Annotated in this window: 14 protein-coding genes; 4 read left to right on the forward strand and 10 right to left on the reverse strand. The window is 71.4% G+C overall.

Annotation, left to right across the window (positions count from 1 at the left end):
* Positions 1-50 precede the first annotated feature (50 nt).
* Positions 51-1346, forward strand: coding sequence for an ABC transporter substrate-binding protein (locus ACFRAV_RS09490; RefSeq protein ID WP_382553101.1), 1296 nt, complete (start codon positions 51-53; stop codon positions 1344-1346).
* A gap of 106 nt (positions 1347-1452) precedes the next feature.
* On the opposite strand, the gene ACFRAV_RS09495 is transcribed toward ACFRAV_RS09490, so the two are convergent.
* From ACFRAV_RS09495 to ACFRAV_RS09505, 3 genes are all read right to left on the reverse strand, one after another.
* The gene (locus ACFRAV_RS09495; RefSeq protein WP_382553104.1) at positions 1453-2511 is read right to left on the reverse strand and encodes a LacI family DNA-binding transcriptional regulator; all 1059 of its coding nucleotides are present in this window, start codon (positions 2509-2511) and stop codon (positions 1453-1455) included.
* Between the two features lie 152 nt (positions 2512-2663).
* Positions 2664-4199: a glycoside hydrolase family 43 protein gene (locus ACFRAV_RS09500; protein ID WP_382553107.1), complete on the reverse strand. Its 1536-nt coding sequence runs from the start codon at positions 4197-4199 to the stop codon at positions 2664-2666.
* 56 nt (positions 4200-4255) lie between these two features.
* A complete protein-coding gene (locus ACFRAV_RS09505) occupies positions 4256-4945 on the reverse strand; it encodes an alpha/beta hydrolase (RefSeq protein ID WP_382553109.1) in 690 nt (229 codons plus the stop codon).
* A 522-nt stretch (positions 4946-5467) separates the two neighbouring features.
* Here ACFRAV_RS09505 and ACFRAV_RS09510 point away from each other — a divergent pair.
* From ACFRAV_RS09510 to ACFRAV_RS09520, 3 genes are all read left to right on the forward strand, one after another.
* Positions 5468-6073, forward strand: a complete 606-nt coding sequence (locus ACFRAV_RS09510) for a lytic polysaccharide monooxygenase (protein WP_382553112.1) — start codon at positions 5468-5470, stop codon at positions 6071-6073.
* A 353-nt stretch (positions 6074-6426) separates the two neighbouring features.
* Entirely contained in the window at positions 6427-7194 is a 768-nt protein-coding gene (locus tag ACFRAV_RS09515; RefSeq protein WP_382553113.1) for a calcium-binding protein, read from the forward strand.
* 162 nt (positions 7195-7356) lie between these two features.
* Positions 7357-8760: a cellulase family glycosylhydrolase gene (locus ACFRAV_RS09520; protein ID WP_382553115.1), complete on the forward strand. Its 1404-nt coding sequence runs from the start codon at positions 7357-7359 to the stop codon at positions 8758-8760.
* 79 nt (positions 8761-8839) lie between these two features.
* On the opposite strand, the gene ACFRAV_RS09525 is transcribed toward ACFRAV_RS09520, so the two are convergent.
* From ACFRAV_RS09525 to ACFRAV_RS09555, 7 genes are all read right to left on the reverse strand, one after another.
* Entirely contained in the window at positions 8840-9373 is a 534-nt protein-coding gene (locus ACFRAV_RS09525) for a hypothetical protein (protein ID WP_382553117.1), read from the reverse strand.
* Positions 9374-9423: 50 nt separating this feature from the next.
* Positions 9424-9771, reverse strand: coding sequence for a hypothetical protein (locus ACFRAV_RS09530; protein ID WP_382553118.1), 348 nt, complete (start codon positions 9769-9771; stop codon positions 9424-9426).
* 288 nt (positions 9772-10059) lie between these two features.
* The gene (locus tag ACFRAV_RS09535; protein WP_382553121.1) at positions 10060-11097 is read right to left on the reverse strand and encodes an aldo/keto reductase; all 1038 of its coding nucleotides are present in this window, start codon (positions 11095-11097) and stop codon (positions 10060-10062) included.
* A 108-nt stretch (positions 11098-11205) separates the two neighbouring features.
* Positions 11206-12030 (reverse strand): NADPH-dependent oxidoreductase, encoded by an 825-nt coding sequence (locus ACFRAV_RS09540; protein WP_382553123.1) that lies wholly within the window; start codon positions 12028-12030, stop codon positions 11206-11208.
* A gap of 67 nt (positions 12031-12097) precedes the next feature.
* Complete coding sequence (locus tag ACFRAV_RS09545; protein WP_382553124.1) at positions 12098-13192, reverse strand: LLM class flavin-dependent oxidoreductase; 1095 nt, start codon at positions 13190-13192, stop codon at positions 12098-12100.
* Positions 13193-13945: 753 nt separating this feature from the next.
* The gene (locus tag ACFRAV_RS09550; RefSeq protein ID WP_382553126.1) at positions 13946-15544 is read right to left on the reverse strand and encodes a M48 family metalloprotease; all 1599 of its coding nucleotides are present in this window, start codon (positions 15542-15544) and stop codon (positions 13946-13948) included.
* 226 nt (positions 15545-15770) lie between these two features.
* Complete coding sequence (locus tag ACFRAV_RS09555) at positions 15771-16586, reverse strand: VOC family protein (RefSeq protein ID WP_382553127.1); 816 nt, start codon at positions 16584-16586, stop codon at positions 15771-15773.
* Positions 16587-16800 lie beyond the last annotated feature (214 nt).

A 16800-nucleotide genomic window follows, 5' to 3' on the forward strand; every position in this document is an offset into this window, starting at 1 on the left:
CAAAAACTGCGGCTTGTGGTCTCCATGGCGACGGATCAGGGAGTTCCACGATGACGAGGAAGACACGCTGGGAGACAGCCGCGGCGGTGGGCTTGGGCATAGCCCTCGTCGCCACCGGCTGCGCGGGCGGCGGCGACACCGACGGCGAGGCTTCGTCCGGAGGCAAGGTCACGCTGACCTTCTGGGAGAACGCCATGCCCGGGCCCGGCGACGACTATTTCAAGGCCGCCGTGAAGGAGTATCACGCGCTGCACCCGAACGTGACGATCAAGCTTCAGGCGATCCAGAACGAGGACTTCGACGGAAAGCTCCAGACCGCCCTCAACTCCGACACCGCGCCGGACATCTTCCTCCAGCGCGGCGGCGGCAAGATGCGGGCCATGGTCGAGGCGGGCCAGGTCCAGGAGTTGGAGCTCACCGCCGCCGACCGGGCGAACACGGGCGAGGCGGCCGTCGCGGGCAACACGATCGACGGCAAGGTCTACGCGATGCCGACCGACACGCAGCCCGAGGGCATCTACTACAGCAAGGACCTCTTCGAGAAGGCCGGCATCACCGCGCCCCCGAAGACGATGGCGGAGCTGGAGGACGCCGTCGCGAAGCTGAAGAAGAGCGGCGTCGCGCCGATCGCGGTCGGGGCCAAGGACGCCTGGCCGGCCGCACATTGGTACTACAACTTCGCCGTGCGCCAGTGCGGCCGGGACAGCATGGACAAGGCCGCCGAGTCGCTCACGTTCGACGACCCGTGCTGGACCAGGGCCGGTGAGGACCTGGAGGAGTTCCTCGAGACCGAGCCCTTCCAGAAGGGCTTCCTGACGACCCCGTCCCAGCAGGGAGCGGGATCGTCGGCGGGCATGGTCGCCAACCACAAGGCCGCCATGGAACTCATGGGCACCTGGCAGCCCGGTGTGATCGCCGGCCTGACCCCCGACAAGAAGTCGCTCCCCGACCTGGGGTGGTTCGCCTTCCCCGCGGTCGAAGGCGGCGAGGGCGACCCGACCGCCCTGATGGGCGGCGGTGGCGGCTACTCCCTGTCCAAGGACGCCCCGAAGGAGGCCTTCGGCTTCCTCCAGTTCCTTGTCACGAAGGACCAGCAGAAGGCCTACGCGAAGGCCTTCTTCACGATCCCGGTGAACAAGGACGCCCAGGACGTCGTCACCGAGTCCTACAACGTCTCGGCGCTCGAGGCCTTCAACAAGGCTTCCTACACGATGATGTTCCTGGACACCGTGTACGGGCAGAACGTGGGCAACGCCATGAACACCGCCGTCGTGAACCTGATGGCAGGCAAGGGAACCGGCGCCGACATCCCCAAGGACACGACCGCCGCTGCCGCCAAGGGCTGAGGCGGCGTACGACTCGCGCACGGCGGTCACCGGCCGCCGTGCGGTGAGGCGGGAACGGGGATTGCGGCCGGGCAGCGCCCCGGAACCTTCCCTCCGCCGCGCGCCGTTACGCGAGAGGCGCCGCGGAGGACGGGGCACGGCCGCAGGAGGCGCGGACGACCAACTCGGTGGCGAGTTCCATGCCGACCGGGCGGCGGGATCCGCCGGCCCCGCCCCGCGACAGGTCGAGCAGGAGCCGTACCGCCGCGGCGCCCAGTTCGGCGCTCGGCTGCCGGACGGTCGTCAGCCCAGGGGTGACGCACTGCGCCTCGGGCAGGTCGTCGAAGCCGATCACACCGATGTCCTCGGGCACGCGCAGCCGACGAGCTGCCAGCGCGTCGTAGACGCCGAGTGCCATGGTGTCCGAGCACGCGAAGACGCCGGTGATTCCCGGGTCCTTGTCCAGCAAGGTGTGGGTGGCGGCGGTCGCCTTGGCCCGGTCCCACCCGCCGTGCGCCACGGACACCGTGGTCCCGCCCCCGGTCGCCGTCTCGGCAGCCGCCCGGAAGCCGTCGACGCGCGCCCGGCTGTAGAGGTGACGGGCATGACCCGCGACGACCCCCAGCCGTACGTGGCCGAGGGACAGGAAGTGTTCGGCGGCCATGCGGCCCCCGTCCCAGTTCGCCACGCCGACACTCGCCACTCCGGCCGGCGGCTTGCTCATCGGGTCGATCAGCACCACGGGGGCGCCTGCCGCGTAGAGGGCGTGCAGGTGCCGCGAGTTGGGGTCGACCGGCATCGCGACGGTGCCGATGCCGCGCCTTCTGAGGACCCGCGTCACCCAGTCGGTGTGCGGCTCGGCCAGCGTCAGCACGACGTCCAGTCCGGCGGCCGCCGCCTCGCGCCCGACTCCGGCCGTCACCAGATTGGCCCAGGAGCCCTCGAAGTGGGTGACCACCAGGGTGAGCACGTTGGACAGACCGCTCTCGTCCCGCTCACTCTCGATCTTGGCCCCGCCCCGGCGGGTGTAGCCGACCGCCTGGACGGCCTCCATCACCCTCGCCCGTGTCTCGGCCGAGACGTCGGTTCCGCCGCGCAGCACCTTGGACACGGTGGGGACACTCGTACCGGCGGTCTCGGCGACCAGTGACAAGGTCGGACGCGAGCCGACGGGTCGGGGGGACATACGGACAGGCTATCCAGCCGGTGATCCGTGCGGGACGGGGGGCGGGGCCGTCACGGGCGCCTGCGCCGGGGGCCACGACCTGGGGCGGGGCGCGGTACCCGGCGGGGACGGGGAACGCCGCCCGCCCCGGGCCGGAGACCTTCCTCCGCGTCTCAGAAGGAGGGCGCGGAGGAAGGCGCGTACTCGAACCAGTCGAAGGCGACCACACCCTGGGTGGCGTACATGCCGATGACGCGTCCGGTGAATCCGCAGGCGACCTCCGTGGACAGATAGCGCCCGTCCAGCTCGGCGAGCGGCCTGGCGCCCTCGGTGCCGGGATCACCGACCCAGAAGGCGAGGGTGTCCGGGCCGGTGGTCCCGCCGTCGGTGAGTTCGGGCGACGCGGGGACGAGATCGGACGTCCGGATCGTGACGGTGAGGGTCAGCGGTCCGGGCGGGACCGGCCGGGAGGCGACGGTCTGGCGCAGCGGGCCGATCCGGGCGACGACCCCCGCCTGTCCGTCGCCGACCTCCAGTTCGTAGTGGTGGGCCTCGTCCAGACGCACGCCCAGTCCGCCGCGTCCCGTGCCCGGATCGATCGACACACCGGCCCGGCAGTCATGGTGCTGCTGGCGGCGGCCCACGAAGGTGTAGCCAGGGCGGTCGAGCGTGGTTCCGGTGGCCCGCAGGGTCAGCCGGCCGGGCTGTTCGGTGAGCGACCAGGAGCCCTCGGGGCGGGCGAACGGCGAGATCCAGTGCGGAGCCAGAACGGACCCGTCGAAGTCGTCGCGAGCAGGCGGCTCCGCCACGGGGTGCCAGGCGCCGTCCGGTGCCGCGTGACTCTCGGGGACGGGCATGACGACGGGCCAGCCCTCGGCGTCCCACTCGACCGGAGTCAGGAACGTCTCACGGCCGAGCACGTGCACGTCGGGGGTGAAGCCGCGGGGCCGGACGCCGAGCAGCACCATCCACCAACTGCCGTCGGGAGCCCGCACCAGATCGGCGTGCCCGGTGTTCTGGATGGGGCGGCCGGTGCCGCTGTGCGACAACAGGGGGTTGGCCGGCGCGTCCTCCCAGGGGCCACGCGGCGAACGGCCGCGGGCGACGGACACGCTGTGGCCGCGTTCGGTGCCGCCCTCCGCGATCAGCAGGTACCACCAGTCGCCGATGCGGTAGAGGTGCGGTGCCTCGGGGAACTTGAGACCGCTGCCCGACCAGGTGGGGAACGGCCCCTCGAGCACCTTCCCGCCGACCGGGTCGATCCTGGCCATGTTGATGCCTCCCGCGGGCCCGGAGAAGGCGCACCAACAGGTGCCGTCCTCCTCCCACGCGAGATCGGGGTCGATCCCGTGCAGATCCAGCCACACCGGGTCGCTCCACGGACCCTCGGGCCGCTCGGCCGAGACGACGAAGTTGCCGCCGCCGTCGATGTTGGTGTTGACGACCCAGAATCGACCGTCGTGGTGACGGATCGTGGGAGCGTACAGGCCACCGGACGCCTTGGCGCCCGGGAGCGGCAGCGGCAGCTGGGCGGGGCGGTCGAGCACGTTGCCGATCTGCTCCCAGTGAACGAGGTCCTTGCTGTGGAAGAGCGGCAGCCCGGGGAAGTACTCGAAACTGGAGCACACCAGGTAGTAGTCGTCACCCACCCGGCACACGCTGGGATCGGGGTGGAATCCGCTGATGACCGGGTTGTCGTAGGTGGGCACGGAACGCACTTCCCTTCAGGCCGCCTGGCGCCGACGAGTGTTGCCGCCGGGCGAGTCTAGGCCGGAGCGCCACCGGGCGGTGCGACACGGGCGTCGGGGAGCAACTCCCGCACGAGGCCGACGATCAGTTCCGGACGCCCGACGAACGGGGAGTGGCCGGTCCGCCACTCCCGTACCTCGGTGCAGCGCGAGGCCATCGTCCGCTGTACGTCCGGGGCGACAGCCCGGTCCAGCGCGCAGACGACGTAGGTGCTGGGAGTGCGCTGCCAGCTGTGGTACTCCGGGACCCCTCGCCCACAGCCGGGGGCCTGTGCCCGCAGGAGGCCGACCGCCCAGGCGGCGAGCGGTTCGGGACAGTCGCCGTACAGGGGGCCGGCCGCCCGCTCGGGGCGCAGGCTGGTGGAGCCGTCGGGTTCCTGGACGACGGCGTCCTGGAACTGCCGGGACGATCCGCCCCAGGCGGCCGCGCTCTCGCCGGCATCCAGGACGAAGGCCGCCAGGTACACCAGGTGCCGCGCTCCGCGGACCCCGGTGATCACCGACCCTCCGTACGAGTGACCGAGCACGAGCGGAGGCTGCCGCAATCCGTCGACGGCGGCCTGGACCGCGGCCGTGTCGGCTGTCAGCGAGCCCCGGTGCAGTTCGGGAACGACGACCTCGATTCCCTTCGACCGCAAACATCTCGCCACCAGGGTGAAGTGCTCAGGTCGGTGATACAGGCCGTGGACGAGCACCACAGCGGTCACTTCGCCTCATCTCCTGACACCGTGCCGGCCGTCTTCGCCGCACGCCCTGCCGTGCCGTGCATCCACGGGAAAGGACTTCTCCCGCGGCGAGGTCCTATGAGGAGAGACCCGGGAATCGCCCTGGCCGAAACCCGCCGGATCCGGCCTTCGAGCACATCAAGCCGTTGTGGCCGGTCCACGTCGTCGTGGTGCCGAAGGCCACCGCGGCCTCCCCGCGTCGGCCCGGACGGTGCTGACGAGGCGCTGCCCGTGAAGATCCCGCACGCGGTCCGCGGCACGTGGGGCGGGGGAGCGGAGCCCCAGCCCCCGCCCACGGCAGAGGCCGAGGACGACAACTCCCTGTTCACCGCTGCTTCTGCAACCAATTTTGTTTGCTCCATTGACATTTCGTTCATGTGTCGTAACGCTGGGAGCGCTCCCACAGTGCATCCAATTGGAAGGAGTTCCCCCCACATGCGCACACAGCTTCCGTTAGCCGGGCGGTCCCGGTCGGCTCTCCGACGACCTCTCCAGGCGCTGGTCATGCTGTTCGCCGTGGTCGCCGGCGCGCTGGCCTGGTCGGCCCCCGCCCAGGCTCACGGCACCATTGTCGGTCCTGCCACCCGCGCGTACCAGTGCTGGCAGAAGTGGGGTAGCAACCACACCAACCCCGCCATGCAGACCGAAGACCCCATGTGTTATCAGGCCTTCCAGGCCAACCCTGACACCATGTGGAACTGGATGAGCGCTCTCCGCGATGGCCTCGGCGGCCAGTTCCAGGCGCGGACCCCCGACGGGACGCTCTGCAGCAACAACCTCTCCAGGAACGCGAGCCTGAACAAGCCCGGCGCCTGGAAGATGACCAACCTCGGCAGCAACTTCTCGGTCCAGCTCTACGACCAGGCGTCGCACGGTGCCGACTACTTCAAGGTCTACGTGAGCAAGCAGGGGTTCAACCCCAAGACCCAGACCCTGGGCTGGGGCAACCTCGACTACATCACGCAGACCGGCCGCTACGCCCCGGCACAGAACATCTCGTTCAACGTCAACACCTCCGGCTACAGCGGCCACCACATCGTGTTCGTGATCTGGCAGGCTTCGCACCTCGACCAGGCCTACATGTGGTGCAGCGACGTCAACTTCACCTGAGCCGAGCTAGCTGAGCTGAGCTGAAGAACGCCGCACGTGGCACCGGTCTGCCGGGCGCCGGTAACCCGCCGCCCGGCAGACCGAGCCCCGTCGGGGCAGGGGACCCATGCGGTCACTCTGCCCCGGCGGGGCTTCCCTGCTCCTGGTGCGCACGCGGCCCGCAGTCCGTGGCCCGGCATCCGGCGGCCGGCTCACCGCCGTCCCCTCGCAGGCCGGTCCGCGGCACCGAGCGGCCGTCGCGACTCCGTCGACCCGCTGGGGCCGTCGCGCCGTTCGGCCCGCCCTCCCCGGGCATGCCCGCGCCCGCGGACAGCTCGATCGATCCACCGCCCCCCACATCGAAACGAGGACCTGTGAACCTCCACCGCGTGACCGTCGGCGCGGTCGCCGTGGCCCTGCTCGCCACGGGTGTCGCCACCGGTCCGGGAGTCGCCGCCCCCGCGGAGGCGAAAGCGCGCGTCGGCGCCGACTGGGCCAGCCGGTCGATCGTCTTCACCGCCGCTCCGGGCCAGGCCAACAACCTCCAGATCTTCTCCATGTACACCGCCGAGGGGATCCGGCGGATCGGCTTCAGCGACGTGGTCCCGCTCCAGCCGGGCGACCACTGCGCGTACTCCAGGGCCGAGGACCTCACCTCCGTGGTCTGTGAACTGCCCGTCGAGGGCCCCCGCCCCGACAGGATCGACGTCTTCCTCGGCGACGGCGACGACACGATCGCCGCCTTCGACCCCGCGGTCGGCACCGTCAGCGGCGGACCCGGCGACGACGAACTGCACGCCCACACCGCGCGCACGGCGCGGGGCGACGCCGGGGACGACATGGTCATGGGGTCGGGCGCCCTGTACGGCGGCGACGGCATGGACGACCTGATGGGTGACCACGCCGACCAGCGGCTGTCGGGCGGCCGGGGCGACGACATGATCCAGGGGTACGGCGGCGACGACGTCGTGCACGCCGGCCAGGGCGACGACCACGCCATGGGCGGGGACGGCCGCGACGTCGTCCTCGGCGGACCCGGCGACGACACCCTGGACGGCGAGGGCGACGACGACCTGGTCCTCGGCGGCTCGGGCAAGGACGTCCTCACGGGCGGACCCGGCCGCGACATCGTCCTCCCGTAGCGCACGGCGGCAGCCGCGTCGGCCGTTCCGCGACGGCCGGGCACTCGACGGTCAAACATCTGTACGCAGATCACCGCACCGGTGTACGGTCTCGCCTCGGCGGGCTCTGGGAGCGCTCCCATCCCGTTGTCCCCCTTCCCCCCACACACGAGGAGATATGCCTTGAAACGCTTGACAGCCTTAGTGGCAACCTGCGCGACGGGTCTGGGCCTCATAGCGCTGAGCGCTCCCCAGGTCTCGGCCGCCACCGGCTGCAAGGTCGACTACACGATCACCAGCCAGTGGCAGGGCGGGTTCCAGGCCGGCGTGAAGGTCACCAACCTGGGCGACTCCGTCACCGGCTGGAAGCTCACCTGGGACTGGCCCGACGCGGGACAGAAGTTCGTCCAGGGATGGAACGCCACCCTGTCGCAGTCCGGCTCCACGGTCACCGCCGCCCCGGTCGACTGGAACCGCACACTGGCCACCGGCGCCGCGGCGGACATCGGCTTCGTCGGGTCCTTCACGGGCGCCAACCCGAAGCCCACGTCCTTCAAGCTCAACGGCGTGGCCTGCACGGGCTCCGTGGACCAGTCCCCGACCACGCCGCCGCCCACCGACCCGCCGACCAGCCCGCCGCCCGCGAACGGAACTCCCGTGGGCGTCAACGGGCAGCTGCGCGTCTGCGGCGTGAACCTGTGCAACCAGTACAACCGCCCCATCCAGCTGCGGGGCATGAGCACCCACGGCCTGCAGTGGTTCAGCAAGTGCTACAACACCGCGTCCCTGGACGCGCTGGCGAAGGACTGGAAGGCGGACCTGCTGCGTACCGCCATGTACGTGCAGGAGGACGGTTACGAGACCGACCCGGCCGGGTTCACCAGCAAGGTGAACAGCCTCGTCGACCAGGCCGAGGCCCGCGGCATGTACGCGCTGATCGACTTCCACACGCTGACTCCCGGCGACCCGACCTACAACCTCGAGCGCGCCAAGACGTTCTTCAAGTCCGTCGCGACCCGTAACGCCGCCAAGAAGAACGTGATCTACGAGATCGCCAACGAGCCCAACGGGGTGAGCTGGGCGACCATCAAGAGCTACGCGGAGCAGGTCATCCCGGTGATCCGGGCCGCCGACCCGGACGCCGTCGTCATCGTCGGAACCCGTGGCTGGTCCTCGCTCGGCGTCTCGGACGGCGCCGACGAGAGCGAGATCGTCAACAACCCGGTGAACGCGACCAACATCATGTACGCGTTCCACTTCTACGCCGCCAGCCACACGGACAGCTACCGCACCGTGGTGAACCGGGCGGCCACCCGGCTCCCGCTGTTCGTCACCGAGTTCGGCACGGTGACCTACACCGGCGGCGGAGCGGTGGACCGGGCCAGCACCACGGCCTGGCTGGACCTCCTCGACCGGCACAAGATCAGTTACGCGAACTGGACGTACTCCGACGCCGATGAGGGCAGCGCGGCGTTCAAGCCGGGCACCTGCAACGGCAGCGACTACAGCAGCAGCGGCGTGCTGACCGAGTCCGGGGCTCTGCTGAAGAGCCGCATCAGCACCGCGGACTCCTTCCCCACCAGCTGACCGTCGGCGGGGCTCCGGCCGGCCCGGAGCCCCGCCCACCGGCGACAGGGAAGCCGCGGACCGTCAGGCACGACGGAGCTCAGGGCAGATCCGGCAGCAGGGCCAGCCACTTCTCGGCTGCCGCTCTCACCGGACTGCCGCTGGGCAGATGCTGTTCGACCCCCAGTGCGGCTGTGAGCATGTTCTTGACTCTTCTCAGCCGCAGAATCTCCGCCGTGGGAAGCTCACGCCACCGCGGCGTCTCGGCGGCGACCTCGTCGTAGGTCATCGCGCACTTCTCCGTCAGGTACCGGAACAGGAGCTCCGGATCCCTGTCCGGATCACCGGGTTCGGGACCCAGAGCCTTGATCGAGGCTGCCCTCAGCCGTACGACGTCGACGTGCTTCCTGGCGTCGTCGTCGGGCGCGTGGGCGTACTTGCGGGTGACGGCCGTGGCGGCCAGCCGGGCCCAGCGCAGCCGGACCGCCTCGCCGAGGTCCGCCCGGCCCATCCGGGTCGTGCACAGTTCTCGCAGGGCCTCCCAGATCTGGTCCTCCGGGCGGACGCCCGCAGGCCTCGCGGCGAGACGTTCCAGACGCTCGAGCGGGACCAGGCTGAGGTCCACGTTCCGCATGTCCTCCGCTCCGCCCTGCCCGTTCTCAGGAGAAAGGGATTCCGGCGCGTTCAAAGGCGTCCTTTCCGCAGGCTCTCCAGGGAGGGCGGTAGTGACCACTGTTGTTGTTGATCTCGAGCCCGAAAGTAACTGCCGTCACCACCGGCTATGTCCGCCTCCCCTGGTGCGTGCACGTCACCGCCACGAGTCAGCACGGGGTGCTTCAACTCTATGCCGTCGACGGTCTTCGGCATGACCAGCAGTTCGCCGTTCTCGTCGACCACCCTCTTGAGGGTTCCGGAATTGACGGCTTCGTCGAAGCCCGCGTCGCCGACTCTGAGCGGGCGCACGCCGAGCGCCTCCGCCTGCGCCAGTTCCCTTTCCAGCCCGTCGGGGAGCTGGTTCTTGTAGGGGGCCAACCCCAGCGGGTCGCACCAGGTCTGCGGGTTGTCGACGTAGGCTGTGGGGCTGGGCGCAGGCCCGCGACCCAGCGGGGTCGGGGGCCGTGTAGCGTCCGGTCTCCGGGTCGTACGCGAAGGTGATGGCACGGCTGCCCGAGGTCATCCCGACGAGGCGGCCGGCGATGTCGTGGACGTGGGACGTCACCTGGCCGGTGAGCGGACCGGCACCGGACGGAGGGGACGGGCGCCTGGCGCCCGCCCCGTCACGCCGGTCGGCCGGTGCCGGCCCGGTGCCGGCCGGGTGCGTCAGCCGTGCAGGCCCGTGCCGTGGACGCCGAACTCCTCGATCACGGCGAGGTCGTCGTCCGTGAACTCCGGGCCGCTCAGCGCCTGCAAGTTGTGGTCGAGCTGCTCCGTGGAGCTGGCGCCTATCAGCGCCGAGGTGACCGCGGGGTTGCGCAGCACCCACTGGAGAGCGAGCTGGGCCAGCGACTGACCGCGGTCCCGGGCGAGCTTGTCGAGCCGGGCCGTGCGGTGCCGGTAGGTCTCGTCGATCTGCTCGGGCTTGAGGAAGTCGCTGTTCCGGGCGCGGGCGCCGTCCGGGATGGTCTCGAGGTACTTGTCGGTGAGCAGGCCCTGGGCCAGCGGTGAGTAGACGATGAGGCCGAAGCCCTCCTCGATCGCCAGGTCGGCGAGCCCGTCGCGGTCGATGCCGCGGTCGTAGAGGGAGTAGCGCGGCTGGTGGATGAGCAGCGGCACGCCCTCGGCCCGGAGCAGCCGGGCGATGGCCTCGGCGCGGTCGGGCGCGTAGTTGGAGATGCCGACGTACAGGGCCTTGCCCGACCTGACGGCCGTGGCGAGCGCGGCGGCGGTCTCCTCGAGCGGCGTCGTCTCGTCCGGCCTGTGGTGGTAGAAGATGTCGACGTAGTCGGTGCCGAGGTCGCGCAGGCTCAGGTCCAGCGAGGTCAGCAGCGCCTTGCGGCCGCCACCGCGGAGGTTGGGGTTCGGACCGAAGACGCCGCCGGCCTTGCTGGAGAGGATCAGCTCGTGGCGGTAGGGCGCCAGCTCCCGGCGCAGCACACGTCCCAAGGTCTGCTCGGCAGCGCGGTGGGGCGGGCCGTAGCGGTTGGCGTTGTCGATGTGGGAGATGCCCAGGTCGAAGGCGTGCAGGATGATGTCGCGCTGCGTGTCGTAGGAGTAGTCCGTGCCGAACTTCTGCCACAGCCCCAGCGAGACGGCCGGCAGGTGGAGCCCGGACCGTCCGGTGCGGCGGTAGGGCAAGGAGTCGTAGCGGGTGTCGGCCGCCTTGAAGACGTTCTCGTAGTGCGGGTACTGCTCGCTCATCGTGTGCTCACTCTCGTTACTGATGTCGTCGCTGGTCGCTGGTCGCTGGTCGCCGGCCGCGGGTCGCCGGTGCTGCCGCTTGGTGGGCCGGCCTCGCCTGCCGGAAGATCAGCGGGAGGGCAGACCGCGGCGTTCGAGGATGCCGCGGAGCCTGTCGCGTCCCGCCATGGAGGCGGCGCCGGCGAGCCGGGCCAGGACCCGCTCCGTCCAGGCGCCGGTGAGCCCGTGGGCGCGGTTGTAGGCGGCCAGCCGCTCGTCGTACGCCGGCAAATCGGCGTCGGCCTCGGGGGCGTTGTAGGTCTCGCGGTGCAGGACGGCGGTCTGGGGGAGGCGCGGCTTGACGCCGGCCTCCTCGGTGGGGTCGGGGTGCCCGACCGCGAGCCCGAAGACGGCCACGCTGTGCGGCGGCAGGCCCAGCTCGTCGGCGAACTCCTGGGCGTGGTTGCGCACCGCGCCCACGAAGACCGATCCCAGGCCGAGCGACTCCAGCGCCACGACCGCGTTCTGGGCGGCCAGCGCGGCGTCGATGACACCGAGCAGGGTGGATTCCAGGTAGACCGTGGCGTCGAGGGGCTTGCCGTTGCGCTCCGCCAGACGGTGGTTGCGGTCGAGGTCGGCCACCCACACCAGGAACAACGGGGCCTCGGCGATGAACTCCTGCCGGGCGGCCAGGTCCGACAGCCGCCGCTTGCGCGCCGGGTCGGTCACCGCGATGACGCTCCAGGCCTGGAGGTTCGAGGACGTCGACGCCGATGACGCCGCGGCCACGACGGCCCGTAGCTCCTCCTCGGTGACGGGGGCCGGCAGGAACGCGCGCACCGAACGGTGGCGCAGTTGCTGCTCGATGACCGGCGAGGTCGCGCCGAGGACGAAGTCCGGGTCACCGTAGCGGGCGCCCGCCCGGTTGACCGTCGGGGAATCGGTGAGGGTCATGCGCAAAGGCTCGCTTTCAGGAGAGGAGGGGAGGGGAGAGGGGAAGAAAGGGGGCCGGGGGTGCGGTTCAGGCGTGGGCCGACGTGCTCTCGAGAGCGCGCAGCTTGGGCAGCAGTTCGTCGCCGACGCGGATGATCTCCTGCTTGTAGGGAGTGTCCGAGAGGACGAAGTGCGAGATGCCGAGCTCCCGGTAGCGCTGCAGCGCCTGGGCCACGTCGTCGGCCGAACCGACCAGCCAGGTGGTCCCCGCTCCGCCGCCGCCCACCCTGCCCGGGGCGGTGTAGAGGCAGGCGTCGAGGACGTCGCCGCGCTCGGCGAGTTCGAGCAGCCGCTGCTGGCCCACCGCGGCCCCGCGCTCGCCTCCGACGGCCCGGACGGGACCGTCCAGGCCCCGCTTCGCCATGGCGGCCACCCGGGCCTCGGCGTCCCGCCACGCCTCCTCGGTGGTGTCGCGGACGAGTGTGGTGATGCGCAGACCGAACTCCAGCGGCTGGTGCCGGCGTTCCACCTTGGCCTCCAGCTTCCGCAGCCGCTCGATGCGCTCGGCCAGGCCTTCCAGCGGCTCGCCCCAGAACAACTGCACGTCCGCCTCCGCGGCGGCCACCCGCTCGGCGGGCTCGGACGCGCCGCCGAAGTAGAGGGTGGGGTGCCGGTCGGGGTAGCCGTCGGGGTGCGGCACCACGGTGGAGTTCTCGACGGCGAAGTGCTCGCCCCGGTAGGTGACGCTCTCCTCGGTCCACAGGCGTCGGACCAGCTGGAGGAACTCGCGGGTGCGCGCGTACCGGTTCGCCGGATCGGTGTGGTGGTCGCCGTAGGCGGCGAGGTTGTCGAGGCCGCTGACGATGTTGACCAGCACGCGGCCGCCGGTCAGGTGGTCGAGTGTGGCGGCGGAGCTCGCGAAGTGCGCGGGCTGCCAGTAGCCGGGCCGCACGGCGATCAGCGGCTTGAAGGTCGTGGTCCGTGCGGCCAGGGAGGCGCCCAGTGTGAACGTGTCGGGGCGGCCCCAGCCGGTGCCCAGCAACGCGCCCTCCCAGCCGTGCCTCTCGGCGGTGCGGGCCAGATCGGTGGAGTGGTCGAGGGTGCCCCAGCCCTGGTCCTGGCCGGTGTCGTCGCCTCGGTGGCCCGGCTCGATCTGGTTGGGGATGTACCAGAGGTAGCTCATGTCGGTGACCTGTTCGGTGTGGGTGCTGGTGGAGTGGAACGGAGCCGAGCGGCTTCGTGCGCGGGCATGCCTTCGGTGACGGCGCGAGCCGCCAGGAGGGGGCGCGAGGGGGGACGCGCAGGCCGCGGCGCGCCCGCGACGGGCGGTGCGGGGGAGGAGCCGTCGCGTACGCGGAACCGCGATCCGCGGCTCGCCGAAGGACGCGCCGTGCCCTGCGGTGGAGGCGACCGGAACGCGGCATCGCGCCGGGATCATCGATGACGCGGTGATTCACGCCGCCCCGGTGAGCGTGCGGGAGCACGCGGCGGCAGCGGTGCGAACCGGAGGAAGCGTTACCGAAGTTCGCGGCAGGCAGGCGCCGTCACCCACGGGCCCGGACGGACGTAAGGAGCCGGACGACGGGAGGGGCGGGGCGAACGCGATGGACGGGTCAGCGGAAGCCGGCGATCGACCGATCAGAACGGTCGACGGGAGGAACCGTCAGCAGCAGCGACACGCGCTGGTGGCGATGAGCATGAAGTCAACCACTCGGCGGCTGGTCAACGGGGTCCACGGCATGAGCGAGAGATTGGCATCCAGGAGCGAGGGGGGTCAAGGGCGGCCCGAATGCCGAGACCTGCGGTCGAGTTGCGTCGAGGCCAGGACACCCGCGCGCCAAGGTGGTCGCCCAAAGATCGACAACTCGACAACGCGACAACTAAGCAACGCCACGACCTGACGGCCCCACGGCCTGACGACCCCACGACGCCTCGGCTACCGGACGACCTCGGACGCGACCCCGGCCAGCAGGGAACGCAGGAGCGCGGTGTCGGGGGTGTCGGCGACGGCCGCGTCGAGGGCCTCGTCCATGTGCCGCGCCCACTCCCCGGGCAGGGCCAGGCCCGGGCTGTGGCCCGACCAGGCGAGGTCGGGAGTCACCTGCCCGGCCCGGACCAGGCGCAGATGGACCAGACCGGCGAGGCCGTTGAAGACGGAGGGCCGGACGAAGTTGCGGGCGGAGGCCCCGGTCAGCCAGGACGCCTGCTGGGGCTTGGGTATGCGGTCGGCGATCTCCATCCAGAGCAGACCCCGGTCGACGGCGTCCAGCACGTCCTCCAGGCCGGGCAGCGCGTCGTCCGCGACAGGGCCGGCCGGTCTGCCGGCGCGGTCGTCGGCCGACTCCGCCCGCAGCGCCCTGGCCGTGGCGACCTGCAGCGGCCGGGACTCCTCCTGGGCCTCGGCGACGGCGCGGGCCATGACGAGATCGTCCCAACTCGCCCGAGGCACCGCGGCATCCGCCGGTCCCAGCGTGCAGGCCTCCAGCGCCGTGAACACGGCGTCCGCCTCACGCAGGAGGGTGAGCGCGGACCTCGCGTCGTCCGGTTCGGCGGTCCTGCCGTCCGCGGGCAACGCCTCGATCAGGGCGACGCGTTCGGCGATCGGAGGGTGAGAGTCGTACTCGTGGGGCCGCGGCGGGGTCTGTCCGGCGGACAGTTCGGCGAGGTCCTCGGCGGAGCGGCCCTCCATCATCCGGCGGAATCCGCCGTACACCTCACCCCGCGGAGGGAGGGTCCCCACCGGCTCGCCGATCCCGGCGTAGGCGGTCAGGTAGTGCTCGTAGGCGGCGTCGAGCACGGGCAGGGCGCGCAGTGCCGAGGCGGTCGCGTCCCGGCCCGCGTGCCGCGCCGCCGTCCGGTCGGCGGCGAGTTCCTGTTCGCGTCCCACGGCCTGCGAGGTGCGCAGGTAGAGGTGGGCGTACCTGACGTACAGCATGCCCACCGCCTCGTGGAACCAGGTGCTGGTCCGCCCGAAGACGTCCACGGTGTGCAGCACGGCCGCGCGGCCCCGCATGATGACGCTCCCGAGCCGGGTGTCCAGGTTGGCGTAGTGGCCGAACTCGTGAGCCAGCACGCCGCGGAGCTGCTGGACGGTCATGCCGACGAGCAACGGCACGCCGATGCGCATCCGGCGCCGTCCGGGCAGCAGGCCCAGCATCCGGCTCGCCTCGGAGACGGCGGCGTTCACCTGCGTGTCGAGGTACAGCTCGTCGGGCGGCTGTTCCCCCGTCGCCTCGGCGGCGGCCCGGACCAGTGCCCACAGCTCGGGCTGGGCGTCGGGCGTCACCGCGATCGCGTCCCATTCCTTCCTGAGGCGCCCGGCCCGCAGGAAGGCGAGCATGCCCTGAACGATCGCCACGGCCAGCAGCAGGGAGGCGGTGAGGGCCCCGCCCTGGGCCAACGACGTCCGAGCACCGGCGGCCGCCCGCGTCAGCAGGAGCCAGTCCAGTGCTCCGAGGGCGGCCAGCAGGACGAACCCCAGCAGGAAGAAGCCGATGAGCAGCACGAAGGCGCGCACCACACGCAAACGGGACATCATGGCAGCCCTTCCAGCTGTAGCCGTCACCCCCGACCGGGCTGCCGCGCTCGCGGGATCCTACCCACAGGGCGCACCACACGGGAGGCCGGTGCGCCACGGGGGCGGGCACGCATGTGAATGGGGCTCTCACCAGGTGCGGGGCCAGGGGCGCGAGGGCTTGGGCGCCGCCGCTTCCCCGTTCCGGCTCAGGCCGACGGCCGGCTGCCGGTCCTGTGCGCCGGGCTCAGCTCTCCGACGGGGTGAGCAGGACGAAGTCCGCGTTCGACGGGTCGAGACAGACGGCCATCCGGCCGACGCCCTCCGCGGTCTCGGGCCCCATCTGCACGGTGCCGCCGTTCTCGGTGACCCGGGCGACCGCGGCGTCGCAGTCGGTGACGTTGAAGACCGGGTGCCAGTACGGCCGGCCGTGCGCCAGGCCGAGGTTCTCCATGCCGAGTTCCATCAGGCCGCCGTGCATGCGCTCCTCGGGGAGCCCGGCGGGTGTGATCATCGTGTACGTGCCGCCACCACCGGGCATGGCCATGTCGCTGAACTGCCAGCCGAAGACGGTGCCGTAGAACTCCTTGGCCGCCGCCGCGTCGGTCGTGTACAGCTCGGTCCAGGACAGCGAACCCGGCTGGTCCACCAGCTCGACGCCCTTGTCGGCGCCCGGCTGCCAGACCGCGAACTGTCCCCCCAGGGGGTCGCTGTACTGCGCCATCCGGCCCCACTCGTCGAGGTCGGTCGGCGCCACCCGCACGGTGCCGCCCGCACCTTCCACGGTCCGGGTGGCGGCGTCCGCGTCGGAGACGCAGTAGTAGATCATCCAGGCCGACCGGGCGCCCTTCTCGGTGAGCTTGCCGAGCCCCGCGACGATCTTCCCGTCCTTGCGGAACATGCCGCCTTCCATGGCCTCGGCGTCCTGGCCGCCCCCGCCTGCGCCCATGGGTTCGTAGTCCCAGCCGAGGACGGCGCCGTAGAAGGCCGCGGCGGCACCCACGTCGGGGGCGCCGAGGTCGAGCCAGCAGGGGGAACCGGGGACGAAGTCGTTCGTGATCATGGCGAGGATTCCCTTCCGCAGATCGTTGACCAAGCCAGCCTGGCACGGGGCGGCGCGGGCCGCGCTTCGGCCGCCACGGGCGGAGCGGCGGCGCGCCCCGCGCGGCCGCTCCGCTCTCCTCGCCGCACCCTCCGAGCGTCACTCGCCCGGTCCAGGGACGCCTCCGCACGAGTTGCCCTCCCGGCACGCGGGCTCAGGATGAGAGGGGGCCACC

The sequence above is a fragment of the Streptomyces sp. NPDC056600 genome (assembly GCF_042792855.1).
In the GTDB taxonomy this organism is placed as follows: Bacteria; Actinomycetota; Actinomycetes; order Streptomycetales; family Streptomycetaceae; genus Streptomyces.